This is a genomic window from Streptomyces sp. NPDC001056 (assembly GCF_053598955.1).
Genome location: NZ_JBSFLI010000008.1, coordinates 61,294 through 76,979 on the forward strand (window position 1 = coordinate 61,294; position 15,686 = coordinate 76,979).

Consider the following 15,686-nt stretch of genomic DNA (forward strand, 5'->3'; position numbering starts at 1 on the left):
GTCATCGGAGGTGATCCAGTCCTCCCGGCCCATGCCGTCGACAGAATCGGACCGGCCTTTCGGGGTCGGTCTGTCTGCTCTGTCAGGGACTCTCCATGGGGGACAGAGGCATGATCCGCATCAAGGCACGGGCACCCACCGTGCGAGCAGCGTCGCTTCCCATGCTCTGGGGAGCCCTGGCGGTCGCCTACAAGTTCGGCTGCCCGCTCTCCACGCAGGAGGGGCTCGGCGCCCGCATCGCCGGCAGTGTGGTGTTCTTCGCCGTGGGCACCGGGCTGATGGTCCATGTACGGCGCGCCCTGCTGCGGGAGCTGCGGCTCGCCCGGCGGGCGGCACGGGCCGCGCAGAGCGTCGTCCTGCGCCCGCTGCCACCGCGCCTCGACGGGCTCGGCGTCGCCGCCGCCCAGTTGTCCGCGGACCGGGGCGCGAGCGTCGGCGGCGACCTGTACGAGGCCGTGGCCACCGAGTACGGGGTGCGGGTGGTGATGGGGGACGTACGGGGGCACGGGCTGGCCGCCCTCGGGACCGTCGCCGCCCTCCTCGGCGGCTTCCGCGAGGCCGCCCATGACGAGGCCCGACTGGACGACGTGCTGCGCAGACTGGAGCGGACGCTCGCCCGGCACCTGAGGGAACGGGCCCGCGCGGAACACCCCTCGACCGGCGGCACCGCGGACCACGACAACCCCGTCGCCGAGGAGTTCGTCACCGTGCTGCTCCTGGAGATCGGCCGGGACGGCGCGCTGAGCGCCCTCAACTGCGGCCATCCCTGGCCCTACCGGCTCACCGGCACCGCCGTCGAGCCCCTCGCCCGCGTCGAACCGCTGCCCCCGCTGGGCCCGTTCCCGCTCCCGGCGGACCTCGCCCCGCGCCGCTGCGCGCCGTTGCGGCCCGCCGAGTCGCTGGTCCTGTTCACCGACGGCGCGCAGGACGCGCGGGACGCCCGGGGCCGGTTCTTCGCCCTGCCCGACGCGCTGCGCGCCGTCGTACGCGACCGACCCGCCTCGCCGCAGGGGGTGTTGCGCGACCTCTTCACCGCCCTGTTGCGGCACACGGGCGGCACCCCCGCCGACGACGTGGCCCTCCTGGTGCTGCGCGACGAGCGGGAGCCCACGCCGACGGCGCGGGAGGCCGCCGCCCGGCGGGCCACCACCACGCACGGCTGATGGTTCCCGCCGCACCACCGCCGGCAGCCCGGCGCTCGGCGGTTTACCCCATGCGGCCCGGGTCACCACGAGCGCGCCGAGCGAGGGCAGCGGCCGGCGCGCGTGTCCCAGCGAGACCAGAGGGAACCCGCCGATGGTCGCGTGGTGGGGTGTGCGATGGGCATACGCGGGCCCGGCGCGCACACGGTGTGCGAAACGGACGTGCCCGGCGCCGAGTCCGGCGCCGGGCACGTCCGTTGGTGGCCGAGGGTGATCAGCCGTGGGCGAAGAAGACGATCAGCCGTAGGTGTAGAACCCCGACCCGGTCTTGCGACCGAGCCGGCCCGCCTCGACCATGCGCTGGAGCAGCGGGGGAGCGGCGTACGGACTACGACGACGCTCCGTCGGCGAGCGCGGTTCGCGCCAGCCCGCGCAGCCAGGCGTGGGCGTGGTCGGTGTCGTAGCGCTGATGCCATGACAGGTATATCTGTGCCGACGGCAGTTCGAGCGGGAGGGGGAGCATGACCAGGCCGAGGTCGGCGACCGCTGAGCGCGTGGTGGCTTCGGGGACGCTGATCAGGAGATCGGAGCTGCGCGCGAACTCCAGCGCGGCCAGTTCCGTGGGCGCGGTCGCCACTACGCGGCGGGTGAGGCCGAGCTGCGCGAGGGCGTCGTCGAGGGCATTGCTGAGGTTCCCGCGTCGGGAGACGGTGACGTGGTCGGCGGCGGCGTACTGCTGGGCGGTGACGGTCCTGACGCGGGTGAGGGGGTGCCCCTGCCTCACGACGATGACGAGACGGGACTCGCCCATGTTCTCGGCACGGATGTCCGGTGCGCTCGGGCGGTTGGCGTTGGCCTCCAGGTCCACCTCGCCGCGCCGCAACTCGGGGGTGTCGATGTTCGATTCCGCGACGAAGCGCAATCGCACGCCCGGCGCCTCTTCACGCACGGCCGAGAGCAGTGCGGGGCCGCTCAAGGCGACCAGGGAATCATGCCAGCGGAGTGTGAAGGTGCGCTCCAGCGTTGCCAGATCGAGTTCACGGCTCGGTGCCAGCACCCCCTGGACCTGGTGCAGCAGCTCGTGTACCTGTTCCCGGACGTCGATCGCATACGGCGTCGGGGTCATCGTGCGGCCGGTGCGCACCAGGATCTGATCCCCGGTTGTGCGCCGGATTCGGGCCAGGCTCCGACTCATCGCGGGGGCGGTGACATGCATACGTGCGGCCGCCCCGGCCACACTTCCCTCCTCCAGTAGCGCGTCGAGCGCGGCCAGTAGGTTCAAATCCAATTGCATGTGAGTAATCCTAGTCGTGCTTCACGTGCATTTGAAGTTAATCAAGGGGCTCTATACCTTCGATGCCAGAGCGCTGAACAGAACGCGCAGTTCGGCCTGATGGGCCCCAACACCTACTACTCACAAGGGAGTTCCTCATGTCCGAAATACCTCGGACCACTGACGTCGCCGCCTCCGACGCCGACCTGCTCGGCCAGACCGCGATCGCCGTACGCGCGGCCGGTTCGGCACTGCGCGAGCGCTTCGGCGAAGTGGTCCGCTACCGGAGCCGCGAAGAGCTGATGAGTGCGCTCGCCGCCAACGACGACACCGTCCTCGACATCCTGCGCCCCCGCCTCACCCGCCTGCGCCCGGACGCCGGCTGGGTGGAAAACGAACTGGACGGTGGCGCGCTGCCGCCCGGCGAATGGTGGGTCGTGGACCCGGCCGAAGGCAACGTCAACCACCTGCACGCCCTGCCGGAGTGGGCGGTGACCGCCACCCTGGTGCGTGAGAACCAGCCCGTGCTCACCGCGGTTTACCTGCCGCTGACCGACGAGACCTACACCGCGCTCACCGGCGCGGGCGCCCACCTCGACGGCCGGCCGCTGCACGTTTCCCAGACCGAGGACCTCGGCCTGAGCATCGTGGCCACCAGCCAGGCGCGTCCGGACGAGGACGAAAAGGTCGTGCGGCGCGTCGGCTCCTCGATCACCGCGATGCTCTACGACGCGCTCGTCGTCCGCACCGCCGTGCCCGCGACCCTGCACCTGCTGAACGTGGCCGCCGGCCGGATCGACGCCTTCTGGCAGTTCGCCGGCGCCCGCGCGGATCTGCTGCCCGGGGCACTGCTCGTCACCGAGGCGGGCGGACGGATCTCCGACGCCGAGGGCCGCCCCTGGACCCCGCAGAGCGAGACCTTCCTGGCCGCCGCGCCAGGCGTCCACGCCGATGCCGTCGCGACCCTCTCCCGCTGACCGCGCACCACACCCGCACCCACGCAAGGAGCACATCACCATGACCACGATCGCAGTACTCGGAAACGGCCGCGTCGGCGGCAACCTGGCCACAGCCCTCACCCGGGCAGGGCATGAGGTGACCGTGGCGGACCGTGCGCCCGGCGCAGCCGCCGACGCCGCCCGGACAGCCCGGATCGTCATCAACGCCACTCCGGGAGCCGGCTCGCTGGACCGGCTCGTCGCCCTGCGCGAGGAACTGCGCGACAAGATCCTCGTTGACGTCTCCAACGCCACTGTCGACGGACCGGACGGACTGCCTGCCCACCTGGTCTACCCCGGCTCAAGCCTCGCCGAGCAACTTCAGGAAGCACTCCCCGAAACCCGCGTCGTCAAGACCCTCAACACCATGCTCTTCCCGGTGATGACCGCGCCGACCACGCTTACCCAGACACCGACCGCCTTCCTCTCCGGCGACGACCCGCAGGCCAAGCAGACCGTCCACGAACTGCTCACCGACCTCGGCTGGCAAAAGGCGTGGATCACCGATCTCGGCGGCATCCAGACCGCCCGCGCCACGGAGGCCGCAATACTGTTCGTACCGCAGGTGATCCGTTCCACCGGATTGGCGCCCTTCGCGATCTCGATCGCCCGCTGATCCGCACACAGCGCACCGCCCTCGGCGGGCGGTTTCCAGGACAACAGCGCAGCCAGGCCGGCGATTCAGCGCCGGACGGCGACCCGAGGCCCCACTCACCCGGGGCCGTCGGCCTCGCACCGAGGAATCGGCCCATCTCAAATTTCCAGATGGGGAACGCGGATGGGCGCACCGACAGCCGAACGGATCGGGACCTGACGGCATCTCGCCTTGCTGGAGGCGTCGGTACTCGGCCAGCACGAGGTCCTTGTGGATGCGCGGGCCGCCATGACGGTGTGGCTCTTTCCGACGGCAATGCCGCCGGCCGGCAACCGCGGCGGTCTCAAGGCCGATGCATCCGCACGGGTCGACATCGGTCACCCTTCCGTGCCCCTGCGATCACATGCCGACGCCAAGGGGGTGTGGGCGAGCACGCCGTCGAGACAGCCGGCGTCGTGCAGGATACGGCCGGGTCCGCCGGATGTGGGCTCGCATCGCCGACTCGGCAGCATCCGGGTCCCCGGTCCGCACGGCCTCGAGCACGTCGGTGAGCTCTTCGCAGCCGCGGCGCCGGTGTTCCGGCCCCTCGGCGACGACGCTCAGCGCGATCTGCATCTGACGGTGCGGCCCATGCGGAGGCAAGCTCGTCGGCCGACAGTGCGGGGATCTTGTCGGGCGACCCCGCTGATACGGTCAGCCGCGGCTCGAATATCCGGGGCTGGCGATCACGGCTCGCCCTCACCGATGGCATCCAGCGCGGCCCGCGTACGGCAGATATGGGTGCGCATGGCGGCCTCGGCGGCCGGTGAGCGTCGGATCCACGCCCACCGCCCACGCGACCGAAGACCTCACCAATGGCTGGACTTACCGATAGCCCGTCCGGGCGGGGCACAGGCCAAGTTCCTCGTGGAAGTCAACGCTGCGGAGGCGGAGCGGAAGTGATGCCGTAGACACCGCAACGGTAGAAGGGGCGCAGTGACTGTGACTCCCGGTCGTATGCGTGTGGTCGGCACTGCGCTCCTTCCGCAGTTGGCACAGCCCGGAACGCCGGCACGGGCACCACAAGACCCCCGGCGATCCACGATCGCCGGGGGAGTACGCCGGCAGCCGGCTGTCCACGCGCTGATTCTTTCGACCTGGTCATGGCCGGCCTCGGCGTCTGCCGGATCGACGACGCCTACTTCGCCTGCTCTGCCGAAGAGCAGCGGCTGGCGGCGAAGAACGCCGCCCGATGACAGCAGACCTCGACAGGCGCAGCCCCGTCGCGCTGCCGCCCCGGCGCGGGGTCACCCGCCAAGATCGCCGCTCGCAGTGTGCGATGGACGGCATCGGTCAATCGGTCCGGCCGGTCGGCCATCTCTGTCAGCGGCATCGCGACCTCGTCCTCCGGTGCCTCGGGACATTCAGCAGCTACCGATTACCGGTAATCAGTCACCAGTCGAGGGGTGACGATCGGCGATGGGGTATCCGGGCCCAGGCGGGGATCCGAGATCATCCAGGCGCCGAGCCTCGGGGTCGATTGGTCCTGACTATTCAGGTGTCGTTCTATGGAACACCCGCTACCTGGATGCCGCCGTCGTCCAGCTCCGCGCCGAGGGCCACGACATCAAGGACGAGGACGCGGCCTGCGTCTCCCCGCTCAAGGACCGGCACATCAACTTCCTGGGCCGGTACCTGTTCGACATCAAGGCCAGCGGGCCCGGTCAGGGCCCGCTGGCCTTCCGGGACCCGGACCCTGTCGAGGACGACGGGGATTGACGGAGGCGCACCCGGCCCGCTGGGTCACTGACGTTTTCTCAACGTTGATCATTTCCAAATTCCGTTGAGGACGAGAGCTGCGCGGGCGATGTCGCCGATCCTGCTGGGCTGATGGTGACGTACTGCAGGGAGCGCCAGCGCTGCTTGAGCTCGGCGACGGCGCGTTCTCCGAGTGCACGGATGCCTCTGATCAGGCTGTTCTTGGTTTGCGTGTCCGCGTGCAAGGCCCGCTCGGACCGGCCTTTCGGTCGTCGGACGGGAATGAGGATGCCGATTCCGGCGCCGATGTGGCCCTTGTCGGCCAGGGTGGGCAAGCCGTGGCTGCGGCTTTGTACAGGGCGGGTAGGGCGTGGATGCGGGCGGCGGTGATGTCGGGGGTGGAGCCGGGTTCGGCGTCGACCCACAGCGGAGTGCCGTCCGGGGCTGATAGGAACTGGACCTTGCCGCCGAATTTCTTGTGTTTCTGGCTGAACCACAGGTCGTTGCCGTTGTCGCGGACGCCGGCGAGGCGGTCGGATTCGATCAGGGTGCTGTCGAGGATCACGTGGGTCATGCCGTCGCGTCGGCAACGGTCCAGGACCTCGCGCAGGTCGGGGGCCTGGTCGGCAAAGACGTCGATGCCTTCGTGCAGGTTGCGGTAGCCGGTGGCCTGCGAGACGCCGGCATCGCGGGCCAGGCAGTGCACGCAGCCGCGCTCGCGGAACCAGCGAAGTACCAGGACCGCGTGCCGGAACGGCCCGAGCGCACGCAAGCGTCTCGGGGTGCCTCTCCGCCGTCGGTGGGCGGCCAGCAGACGGGCGAGGTACTCCACCACATGGCGCGGGACGTCGAGCGTGGCAACATGGGTGACCAACGTGAAGCCTCTGGTAGCTACGGACATGATCTTGTGTTGAGACCTGTCCTACCAGGGGCTTCACGGCTGCCCATGGCCGGGGCGTCGTGCGGCGAGGCCGGCTCAGAGCGCGATGAGACCTGCCATTGTCGGTTTGAACCCGCAGGCGTCGAAGTAGAACGACCGTAGGTCGTCCTCGAAGTCGACGTGAAGCCATTCGCATCCGGCTTCGCGGGCTTGCCGGGCGGCCTCGATGATGAGTTCGGCTCCGATCCCGGACCGGCGACGGCCCCCCGCGACCACAGTGTCGAGGATGAATGCGTGAACGCCGCCATCCCACACGACGTTGTCGAAGCCGCCCCGCCACTCATAGGTGATCGTCATGGCGCGAGCGTAGACCGCCACCCTTGCCCGATCCTCCTCCGCAGTCAGCATCGGAGGTGATCACCGCTGAGAAAACCTCACTGGTTACAGCGCCCTCTCATGGTCATGCCTGCGTGGGCAGGGTGAGAATTTCGGCTCCGTTGTCGGTGATGGCGATGGTGTGCTCGCTGTGCGCGGCGCGGCAGCCTGTCGCGCTGCGCAGCGTCCAACCGTCGGCGTCGGTGACGAGTGTGGCGGTGTCGGCCATGACCCAGGGCTCCAGGGCGAGCAGCAGTCCGGGGCGCAGCTTGTATCCGCGGCCGGGACGTCCGGTGTTCGCGACGTGTGGGTCCTGGTGCATGGTCGAGCCGATGCCGTGCCCTCCGAACTCGGTGTTGATCGGGTAGCCCGCCTTGCCGAGGACCGTGCCGATGGCGTGGGAGAGGTCGCCGATGCGCGCCCCAGGCTTGGCGGCGGCGATGCCGGCGGCGAGTGCACGCTCGGTCGTCTCGATCATCGCGACGCTCTCCGCTGGCCTGGCCTTGCCCACGAGAAAGCTGATCGCGGCGTCCGCTGCCACCCCGCCCCTGGCTACGGCGAGGTCGAGAGTCAGGAGATCCCCGTCTGCCAGCGTGTAGTTGTGAGGCCGCCCGTGGAGCACTCCGTCGTTGACGGCCGTGCAGATGTAGTGCCCGAACGGGCCGCGCCCGAAGGAAGGCGCGTAGTCGACGTAGCAGGACTGCGCTCCCTCCTCGGTGATCATCTCCTTGGCCCACTGGTCGATGTCCAGCAGGTTCGTTCCGACCGTGCTGCGCTGCTTCAGCGTGTGCAGGATGTTTCCGACCAGGGCGCCGGTGTCTCTCGCCCGCCCAAGCCGCGCGGAGTTCAGGATCTCAATCATGGGGGACCTCTCACGTGTGTCCAATAACTATCCCGGTCTAACTGTACCGGTATTAGAATGCGGTCATGGTCAGGTTGCCGCTCACCCCCGCCGAGGTAGAGCGCGGACAGCGCCTTGGCGCCCTGCTCCGCCGAGCCCGGGGCTGCCGCTCGATGCTGGACGTGGCGCTCGCTTCGCGCATCTCGCCGGAAACCTTGCGGAAGATCGAATCTGGCCGTGTGGCCACCCCCGCCTTCCCGACCATCGCAGCGATCGCCGACACCCTCGGCCTGTCTCTTGACGCCGTCTGGGCCGAGATTAGCCAGGCGGAGCGAACCGTCGAGGATCAGTCGGAACTGCCCGTCACACGGCATCCATCGCTGGCTTCTTGACACCCACTCCACATCAAGTACGCATGAGCCAGTGAGCTTGTCCGTGGCCTCGTCAAGATCACCGGCGCACAGCTACGGCGAACGGCGACGTGCACGAGGCTGGTCGGCGCGATCGCCGCCGTGGCCCCGGCGCCGAGGCCCTCGAAGCGACGCGTCTGGCCGAGGAGCTCATTGTCGAGAAGGTGTTTGAGGGGGGGGCTGGTCGGTACTCTCGGCACATCCGAAGTCTCGGCCGCGATCGGCGAAATCCTTCCCCGGTTGATCTTCGGCCTACCAGAGGAGGCCCGCTCGGTCCAAAGGGGCATCTTCATCGACTGAGCTTGTTCCGCTTTGACGGACACCATCGGTGTGGTGGTCAGGCGGCGAGTGCGGTCTCGATTCGGCGGGACTGCGATAGCCGAGGCTGCTGTGCAGACGGTGCAACTTGTACCAGCCCTCGATGGCGATTGCACCAGCAGCGTGTTCACCCAGTGGCTGCAGCGATTCCGCTTCCAGGCGGTCGTGCACTTCCCGGTGCCGCCGAAGAGTCGACGAGCAGACGACGGCGCGCGCCCGGTGGGGCAGTGAGATCGTCCCCGCCGCGAGAGGTCGACTTTCTGCGAGCTGGAAGCGCCGCTGGACAACACTGACCGCGAGGACGGGCGCGTCTTCCCCGAGCCGACCGGTCAGACCACGCGAGCTGCGGCGACACCGATTCCCGTACGAATATAGTTGCGGGTCATGGAGCTGCGCACGCTGCGCTATTTCGTGGCCGTCGCCGAGGAACGCCACTTCGGGCGGGCCGCTGCGCGGCTGCACATGAGCCAGCCGCCGCTGAGCCGCGCGATCAAGCGGCTGGAGGGGGATCTCGGCGTCATACTCCTGCACCGCAGCGCCACCGGCGTGGCGCTCACCCCGGTCGGCGCGACCCTGCTGGAGGAGGCCCGCACCCTGCTGCTCCAGGCCGACCAGATGCGCATGCGCGTGGCTGCCGTGGCCGGCTCCGCGGCCATCACCATCGGCATGCTGGCCGACACCGCCGACCCGGGCGCGACGCGGCTGGCCGCGGCGTATCGCCGAAAGCACCCGGACGTCGAGGTCCGCATCCGCGAGAGCGACCTGAGCGATCCGACCTGCGGGCTACGCGCCGGGCTGGTCGACGTCGCCCTGACGTGCGGGCCGTTCGACGAGACGGGACTTGCCGTACATGAATTGCGGGCGGATCCGGTAGGAGCGCTGCTGCGCGCCGACGACCCGCTGACCCACCGCGAAAGCCTGGAACTGGCCGACCTGGCCGACCGGCGCTGGTTCCGGTTCCCGGAGGGCACCGACCCGGCCTGGCAGTCGTACTGGAACGGCGGCGAGCCCCGCGAGGGTCCGGTGGTGCGGGCCGTCCAGGAATGCATACAGGCGGTGCTCTGGAACGGCACCGTCGGAATGACATTGATCGGGCACGGCCAGCCCGAGGAGTTGGCCGTGATACCGCTGATCGACATGCCGCCGAACCGCGTGGTGGCCGCATGGAACAAGGAGGACACCAACCCGCTGATCCGGTCGTTCGTCCAGATCGCAACGGCCGCGATCCGTGCCGGCGCGGCCCGGTCATCTGCGGCCCCCGGAGAACGGCAGCAGCGGGGCGAGGACGAAGACGGCCGCCATCACGCCGATGACCACGAGGTTCGCGACCGAGATCTGGATCACGCCTCAGTGCACGTAGTGCCCGGTCCCGTTCAGGTCGACCGGCGCGGCGAGCGCGTGGCCCGTCGGCATTCCCATGACCGCCGTCGTCCGACCTCCCGTTCTTCGCGGTGCCGCCGACGGCAAGCCAAGCGCCTCGTAGACCAGCGGGCACCCGGGCCGGACCGGCGGTGGGCCGAAAGGGGCAACGGGGAGCACGGTCACGGGGGCGCCGGCCGCCGTACCGGACGGTCAGCGCGTACCTCAGGTGACCAGGCCGTGGCGGTAGGCGTAGACGACGGCCTGGACGCGGTCGCGGAGGCTGAGTTTGCTGAGGATGCGTGACACGAACGTCTTGACGGTCTCCTGGCTGATCACGAGGGCCGCGGCGATCTCGCCGTTGGACAGACCGGCCGCGATCAGACGCAGGACCTCCAGCTCGCGGGGGGTCAGCGGGATGTCCTGCGGAGCCCCGCCCGCGGCGGGCCGGATCCGGGCCGCGTACCTGCCCACGAGCTGGCGCGTCACCTCGGGATCCAGCAGCGCCGCGCCCGAGGCCACCGTCCGGATGCCGTGCAGCAGCCGGTCCGGCGGCGCGTCCTTGAGCAGGAACCCGCTCGCCCCGGCGCGCAGCGCCTCGTAGACGTACTCGTCCAGGTTGAACGTGGTCACCACGAGCACCTTCACGGGATGTGTCACCCCGGCGCCGGCCAGCAGGCGGGTGGCCTCCAGGCCGTCGAGCACCGGCATGCGGATGTCCATCACCACGACGTCCGGGCGCAGTCTGCCGGCGAGGTCGACCGCGGCCCGCCCGTCCCCGCACTCGCCCACGACCTCCAGGTCGGGCTGGGCGTCGATGATCGTCACCAGCCCGGTGCGGATCAGCATCTGGTCGTCGCAGACCAGCACCCGGATCGGTACGGTCACGTCGTGCTCCTCGCCGGTATCCGCGCCTGTACGACGAAGCCGCCGCCCGGACTCCGGTCCGCGCTGAAGTCGCCGCCCAGGATGCCGACCCTCTCGCGCAGGCCCGCCAGGCCCCGCCCGCTGCCGCCCGGGGAGGCGGTCCCCGAGCCGGAGCCGTCCGTGCTGACCTCCACGGTGATCTCCCGTTCCCCGTGGCACACCTGGACCGAGGTCCGGCTGCCGTGGGCGTACTTGAGGGCGTTCGTCAGGGACTCCTGCACCACCCGGTAGGCCACCAGGTCGGCGCTGCCGGTCGACTCGGCCGGTGTGCCCTCCTCGGTGAACTCCACCGGCTGGCCGGCCCGGCGTGCCTGGTCCACGAGGGTGAGCAGCCTGCCGACCGACGGCGTCCTGGGCTCGGCCGTGTCCGCCGCCGTCCCGGTGCCGTGGTCGGGGTTGAGCAGGTCGAGCAGGTGCCGCAGGTCGGTGATGGCCCGCCGCCCGGTGTCCGTGACGGCGGTCAGTGCCTGGTCGAGCCGTTCGGGCGCGGCGGTCAGATAGCGTGCCGCCTCCGTCTGTACGACCATCGCCGTCACGTGGTGGGTGACGACGTCGTGCAGCTCGCGGGCGATCCGGGTGCGCTCGGCGGTCCGGGTGTCCTCCGCGACGCGGCGCCTGCGGTCCGCCTCGGCGGCCCGGGTGGAGCGCAGCCACGCCCCGGCGCCCCACGCCAGGACCAGCGCCAGGTAGAAGGTCACGAACTCCTCCGGCGACTCGCCCGTGCCGAGCCGGGAGAGCGCCACCGCCAGCGGCACGTACGCCACGGACAGGACGACCATGCAGGTCCGGCGGTGCCGTTCCAGGTGCGACCCGGCGGAAAGCAGCGCGATGGGCAGCGCGGTCGTGGCGAACGTGTGGTAGCCGCGCAGCTCGTCGACGGCGAACCCGCACGTCACCAGGGCGAGGGTGACGGCCGGCCAGCGCCGGCGCCCGCCCAGCGGAAGGCATTGCAGGAGGATCGCCACGACGGCCAGTGCGTCGGTGGGCCGGGTCGGCACGCCACCGATCACGGTGCCGTTGGCGTGCAGCGCCGGCACGATCGAGCCGATGAGGAACAGCAGCACCAGCGGGAGGTCCCGTACCGTGACGTCCAATCGGCGCCACACCTGGCCAGCCTGCTCAGGGGTCATCACCGGCCGATTGTAGCCAGCGCGTCGACGCGCTCGGCGCGCCGCCGGGGTACCAGGTTGCCGCGCCGGCGGGCCAGCCGCAGGAAGACGATCGTCGCCAGCACGCCGAACAGCATCGAGTACAGACTGGCCTCCGGGCCGAACTCGCCGCCCGTGATCAGGGTCGCGCCCGACGTCGAGGCGTCCAGCAGCCCGTGCGTGGCGCCGTTGCCGGAGACCTCGGTGCCGAAGATGCCGGACTCCGCGAAGTTCCAGCCGAAGTGCAGGCCGATCGGCAGCCACAGGCTGCGGCCGGCGGCGTACGCGGCGGCGAGCATGCCGCCGGCCTCGATCGCGATGGCGACGGCGCCCAGCAGGGTGGCGTGTTTGTTGAACAGATGCATCGCGCCGAACAGCACACCGGACAGTGCCAACGCCGCGTACGTGCCCAGGCGCCGCTCCACCAGCCGGAAGAGCAGGCCGCGGAACATCAGCTCCTCCGTCACGGCGGCGGCGGCCATGAAGCCGACCAGTCCGATCGGACCCGTCAGCGAGCCGAAGCCGTGGACGTCGTAGTCCCCGAGGAGGGCGATGTTCGCGATGACGCCCCCGAACAGCGCGACGCCGATGCCCGTCCCCCTGTACAGCGACCCCCGCGCGCCCTCCCGGGCCAGCTCCGTGACCGGACGCCCCTCGGTGCGGCCCACGACCCACCGGTACACGAACACCGCCAGCACCGCCGTCAGGCCGCCCAGCAGGAGCGAGAGCCACGGGTTGTCCTGCACCGCGCTGACGCTCTGACCACCGACCGCGCTGACCGCCACCACAGCCAGTATCTGCCACACCAGTTTCATGACGACTCCTCTTCCGAACCCGCGACCGGAGCGCCGCGGCTGCTCAGAACGCTATGGATCCGCGCCCCGGGAATCGTCACCTCACGGTGGACACCTGCACGTAGCTCCCACGGGGGACAACTCCAGTGCCGCACAGCTCTCTTCGCGCCTCGACGGGCATCCGGGTCTGCGACCTTCGAGACGGAGGTGACGCCGCACGTGCAACTGTTCGGGGGCCAGCGGGATGTCGATGCCCTGACCCGACCGTCGTGCCTCCCTCGCCACGCACGCCTCCCGTGCTGTCGCCGCCCTCGGCGCCGCCGGCCTGATCGCGCCGGCCGCGGCTCCCGCGAACAAGGGCACCGCCACCGCCGGGAAGGCGTAGGTCACCCACGCCGTCACCGGGGCCCTGGATGCGCACGGCTCAAGCAGGCCCTGAAGGGCCGCTGGCAGGCTGCGGTGCTGTCCGAATGCCGGTGCCGGCACCGCGCCATCGGTGGCAGTGGGTGTGGATCAGGCGGAGGTAGGCGGCGCTGTCCGGTGTGCTGCGGCCCGGGTCGGAGGTGATCGCGTTCTTGCGGACCGCTGGGTGACAACCTCCGAGAGGTAGTCGATGCCGTTCGGAACGGGCAGGAAGTCCACCCGGGCACCGTCCGCGCCTTCGCTTCCCTCGCTCGAAGACCCCCCCTCGGCTCATGCCCCACCGCTCACGGAATCGCCCCTCTGGCCGACGAAGCTGACCAGGGGGGGGACGACCATCCAGCACGGAGGCGGTTCGCGGCCGCAGAGGGGCTGCAACCCTCGGCCCAGGAGACTGCGCCGTCGCGCCCGGTCGGCGAGAACGCTCCAAACCAAAGGCTCTGGAGAACAGACCATGGCCTCCCCGCGTCAGTCGCCTGGCGACCGCCAGCGACATCGCCAGATACGGAGCAGAGGGAACGCTGCCGCGCGGCGATAAGACGAAGTACCAGATGGGGGACCGAGGTCGTCGCCCTGCACGCACGGCGTCGCAACACCGAAGCCGACACCCTCGCCCTGCTTCGCAAGGAGATGGACGAAGGCCCCCTGCGTGACCTCGGAGCTCAGTCCCACCTCTCCGGTGTGTCGGTGCCGGACAGGCGGAGCACGTCGAACGCGACGAAGTGGTCCGGCCACTCCTGTGCGGCCTGAGCCGCGGTCGCGCCGCCTCAGCCGCGCCTGCAGTCGCTCGAAGGCGAGCCGACCGAAATCCCAGACGATCAGCTCGTCGTCGAAGGCCGACGCGTCAGGCGCGTCGTCGCGTCGACGACCTCCGGGAGCGCTGGCGCCATCTGGGTGCCGCTCCTGGAGCCCGGCTCGCCGTCCCGCTCGTGATGCAGGTCTTGCAGAGCGGCTGAGCCATGAGCCCATGCCTCGGCGGCCCCGCGTGCCGTCCGGCTTCGTGTCGTCAGCGAGTCTGCCGGTCGAGGGGCGGCTTGCGCCGGCCTGTCGGTACCGGTCGAAAAGCGTCATCCGCTATCCGAGCAGCAGCTTCTCGACCGCATCGGCCGCGGCACGGGCGCCGCCGGCGGCCTGGAGTACTTCGGCCATGTCGGCCAGGCTCTTCCTGATCCCCTCGTCCCGCTCCGCATCGAGCACGGCGTGACGAAGGGCCGGGGCGGTCTGGTCCGCCAGGGTGACTCCCAGGCCCAGCTCCTCCATCCGGCGCGCGGTGCCCCGCTGTTCCGGCATCTGGGGCACGGCGACCGTCGGCACCCGGCGGAGTACGGCCTCCATGGCGGAGTTCATGCCACCGTGGGTCACGAACCCGGTGGCGTGCTCGAGGACGTCGAGCTGAGGGAAAAACGGACGGATCTCGAAGTTGTCCGGCAGGGCGCCGAGTTCGGGCAGCTCGGCGCGGTCCCCGACCGCCATGGCGACATGACGGTCGGTGTCGCCGAACGCGTCGATGCAGAGGCGGAAGAACTCCGGGGTCTCGTTCATCAGCGTCCCGAGCGAGATGAACAGCAAGGGAGTGCCCGCCGGGGGCGGAGTCCAGCTCCCCGACTCTGTACGGTGGTAGGCGGACGGTCCGATGAAGACGTAGCGGTCGTCGAAGGTGTCGCCGGCGTACTGGAACGGCCTGGGCACGCACACCAGCGCGAGATCGCCGGGCACGCGTGTGAGGATGGTGCCCAGGGTGTCCGTGACCCCGAAGGCCGAGGCGTACTCGCGCACCCGGGCGTCTGCGGCCTGGAGCGACGCGGTGAGCCGCTCCGGGTCGGGGACGAACTCCTGGAGGGGTGTGTAGTGGTCGTTCGCCGCGAATGAGGGCCGTATCTGCACGGCGGGCACGCCGAGCAGGCAGGCGAGTACCGCTCCGGCCAAGGAATTGGCGTCGTAACAGATCACGTCGGGCCGGTCCGCAGCGAACCCCTCGCGCAGGACCGGCAGTTCACGCTCGGTGTATGCGAGGAGGAGGTCGGCGACCATCGCCACCACATCCGTCTCCGACCGGCGAAGGGCCTGCTCACCCGACCGGCCCCCGTGCCGGAACCGCGCGTTGGGCAGCAGGAGAGGGCGGGCCCCGGCCTCCCGCACCGTGTCGGCGAACGACTCACTGACGGCGTAGGTGACGCGGTGTCCCCTTCGGACCAGCTCGGCCACCATCGGCAGGGTCGGGTTGACGTGCCCGGTACCGTCCCGGCCGATGAAGGCGATGTGTCGTCGCATCCGGTGAAATTCCTTTTCAGTTCGGCAGGTCGATGCCCTTCGTGGGCCGGGCCGGCCCGGCCGGCACCGACAGGTTGAGTCAACAGCAGAGCGCCGACGTCACGCATCCCCCGCCGGAGGGACCACGCCCGTACCTCGGTCGGGGGACAGGAACTGCCGCCCCGCCCGGCCAGCCGCCGGATGATGACCGCCGGCCCC

Annotated in this window: 13 protein-coding genes and 3 pseudogenes; 6 read left to right on the forward strand and 10 right to left on the reverse strand. The window is 70.3% G+C overall.

From position 1 onward, the window contains the following. Positions 1 to 110 precede the first annotated feature (110 nt). Entirely contained in the window at positions 111 to 1,163 is a 1,053-nt protein-coding gene (locus ACWDD7_RS12215) for a PP2C family protein-serine/threonine phosphatase (protein WP_450457391.1), read from the forward strand. Positions 1,164 to 1,439: 276 nt separating this feature from the next. Here the strand turns inward: ACWDD7_RS12215 and ACWDD7_RS12220 are convergent. Then, positions 1,440 to 1,529 (reverse strand): annotated as a pseudogene (locus ACWDD7_RS12220) (3-hydroxyacyl-CoA dehydrogenase family protein); the annotation flags it as partial. A 1-nt stretch (position 1,530) separates the two neighbouring features. Next, complete coding sequence (locus tag ACWDD7_RS12225) at positions 1,531 to 2,436, reverse strand: LysR family transcriptional regulator (protein WP_450457292.1); 906 nt, start codon at positions 2,434 to 2,436, stop codon at positions 1,531 to 1,533. Positions 2,437 to 2,573: 137 nt separating this feature from the next. On the opposite strand from ACWDD7_RS12225, the gene ACWDD7_RS12230 reads away from it, so the two are divergent. Next, positions 2,574 to 3,392, forward strand: coding sequence for a 3'(2'),5'-bisphosphate nucleotidase CysQ (locus ACWDD7_RS12230; RefSeq protein ID WP_450457293.1), 819 nt, complete (start codon positions 2,574 to 2,576; stop codon positions 3,390 to 3,392). Between the two features lie 40 nt (positions 3,393 to 3,432). Beyond that, positions 3,433 to 4,029 (forward strand): NADPH-dependent F420 reductase, encoded by a 597-nt coding sequence (locus ACWDD7_RS12235; RefSeq protein ID WP_450457294.1) that lies wholly within the window; start codon positions 3,433 to 3,435, stop codon positions 4,027 to 4,029. Positions 4,030 to 4,407: 378 nt separating this feature from the next. On the opposite strand, the gene ACWDD7_RS12240 is transcribed toward ACWDD7_RS12235, so the two are convergent. Further along, the gene (locus tag ACWDD7_RS12240; protein ID WP_450457295.1) at positions 4,408 to 4,623 is read right to left on the reverse strand and encodes an FCD domain-containing protein; all 216 of its coding nucleotides are present in this window, start codon (positions 4,621 to 4,623) and stop codon (positions 4,408 to 4,410) included. Between the two features lie 843 nt (positions 4,624 to 5,466). Here ACWDD7_RS12240 and ACWDD7_RS12245 point away from each other — a divergent pair. After that, positions 5,467 to 5,766: a Tn3 family transposase gene (locus ACWDD7_RS12245; protein WP_450457296.1), complete on the forward strand. Its 300-nt coding sequence runs from the start codon at positions 5,467 to 5,469 to the stop codon at positions 5,764 to 5,766. Between the two features lie 48 nt (positions 5,767 to 5,814). Here ACWDD7_RS12245 and ACWDD7_RS12250 read toward each other — a convergent pair. The 3 genes and pseudogenes from ACWDD7_RS12250 to map all read right to left on the reverse strand — a co-directional run bounded on the left by ACWDD7_RS12250 (position 5,815) and on the right by map (position 7,862). Next, positions 5,815 to 6,619 (reverse strand): annotated as a pseudogene (locus tag ACWDD7_RS12250) (transposase family protein). 102 nt (positions 6,620 to 6,721) lie between these two features. Further along, the gene (locus tag ACWDD7_RS12255) at positions 6,722 to 7,033 is read right to left on the reverse strand and encodes a GNAT family N-acetyltransferase (protein ID WP_450457297.1); all 312 of its coding nucleotides are present in this window, start codon (positions 7,031 to 7,033) and stop codon (positions 6,722 to 6,724) included. Between the two features lie 52 nt (positions 7,034 to 7,085). Next, positions 7,086 to 7,862 carry a type I methionyl aminopeptidase gene (map, locus tag ACWDD7_RS12260; protein WP_450457298.1) on the reverse strand — a complete coding sequence of 259 codons (777 nt, stop codon included), beginning with the start codon at positions 7,860 to 7,862 and terminating at the stop codon, positions 7,086 to 7,088. Positions 7,863 to 7,927: 65 nt separating this feature from the next. Here map and ACWDD7_RS12265 point away from each other — a divergent pair, with 65 nt between their 5' ends. Together ACWDD7_RS12265 and ACWDD7_RS12270 are read left to right on the forward strand one after the other, a co-directional pair. After that, positions 7,928 to 8,233 carry a helix-turn-helix domain-containing protein gene (locus ACWDD7_RS12265; RefSeq protein WP_450457299.1) on the forward strand — a complete coding sequence of 102 codons (306 nt, stop codon included), beginning with the start codon at positions 7,928 to 7,930 and terminating at the stop codon, positions 8,231 to 8,233. A gap of 720 nt (positions 8,234 to 8,953) precedes the next feature. Further along, a pseudogene (locus tag ACWDD7_RS12270) lies at positions 8,954 to 9,799 on the forward strand (LysR substrate-binding domain-containing protein); the annotation flags it as partial. Between the two features lie 354 nt (positions 9,800 to 10,153). Here the strand turns inward: ACWDD7_RS12270 and ACWDD7_RS12275 are convergent. From ACWDD7_RS12275 to ACWDD7_RS12290, 4 genes are all read right to left on the reverse strand, one after another. Then, a complete protein-coding gene (locus ACWDD7_RS12275) occupies positions 10,154 to 10,816 on the reverse strand; it encodes a response regulator (protein WP_450457300.1) in 663 nt (220 codons plus the stop codon). Beyond that, positions 10,813 to 11,985, reverse strand: coding sequence for a sensor histidine kinase (locus tag ACWDD7_RS12280; protein WP_450457301.1), 1,173 nt, complete (start codon positions 11,983 to 11,985; stop codon positions 10,813 to 10,815). The genes ACWDD7_RS12275 and ACWDD7_RS12280 overlap by 4 nt, the downstream gene beginning before the upstream one ends. Beyond that, positions 11,985 to 12,818: a CPBP family intramembrane glutamic endopeptidase gene (locus ACWDD7_RS12285; protein ID WP_450457303.1), complete on the reverse strand. Its 834-nt coding sequence runs from the start codon at positions 12,816 to 12,818 to the stop codon at positions 11,985 to 11,987. Before ACWDD7_RS12285 ends, ACWDD7_RS12280 begins: the two co-directional genes overlap by 1 nt. A 1,473-nt stretch (positions 12,819 to 14,291) precedes the next feature. Beyond that, complete coding sequence (locus tag ACWDD7_RS12290; protein ID WP_450457304.1) at positions 14,292 to 15,488, reverse strand: macrolide family glycosyltransferase; 1,197 nt, start codon at positions 15,486 to 15,488, stop codon at positions 14,292 to 14,294. Between the last annotated feature and the right edge of the window lie 198 nt (positions 15,489 to 15,686).